This window comes from Haemophilus sputorum CCUG 13788, assembly GCF_000238795.1.
GTDB classification, from domain to species: Bacteria; Pseudomonadota; Gammaproteobacteria; order Enterobacterales; family Pasteurellaceae; genus Haemophilus_A; species Haemophilus_A sputorum.
This window is the reverse complement of the sequence record NZ_AFNK01000062.1, coordinates 1-525: the sequence shown is the minus strand read 5'-3', so window position 1 is coordinate 525 and position 525 is coordinate 1. Positions and strand designations below refer to the sequence as shown.

Here is a 525-nt window from a genome sequence, read left to right as displayed (position 1 = left end):
AATCCCATTGCATCGGTAGTTCTTCCCGGTGGGGAACGTGGACAAATCATCATTCCACCTGCAACAGAAAATAACAGCGTTGTGATATCTATCCGTAAGCCATCATTAACGCGCTTTACTATAGATGATTATGTCCGAACAGGGCGTTTTGATAATGTCAGGATTGCGACGAAACACGAAGCCATCCTGACTGAACGGCAACGCTACCTGTATGAATTATCCCGGCGTCCAGATGGTCAATCTAAAGCTCAATTTTTAAGAGAGGCAGTTAAAGACCGTCTTAATTTTTTAATCGTCGGTGGGACTGGCTCCGGTAAGACAACTATAGCAAAGGCAATTGCAGATATCTTTCCACCTGAACGGCGTTATATAACCGTTGAAGATGTACCGGAAATGTCTCTGCCGCTGCATCCAAACCATATCCGGCTTTTCTACAAAAAAAATACCGTTGAAGCGAAGGAAATCATTGAAGCGTGTATGCGATTAAAGCCAGATCACATCTTTCTTGCTGAACTTAGGGGTAAC

Annotated in this window: 1 protein-coding gene; it reads left to right on the top strand. The window is 43.8% G+C overall.

Translation table 11 applies throughout. From position 1 onward, the window contains the following. Positions 1–525, top strand: a 525-nt coding sequence (locus tag HSP_RS0108120) for an ATPase, T2SS/T4P/T4SS family (RefSeq protein WP_010129795.1), incomplete at both ends; no start/stop codon positions are given.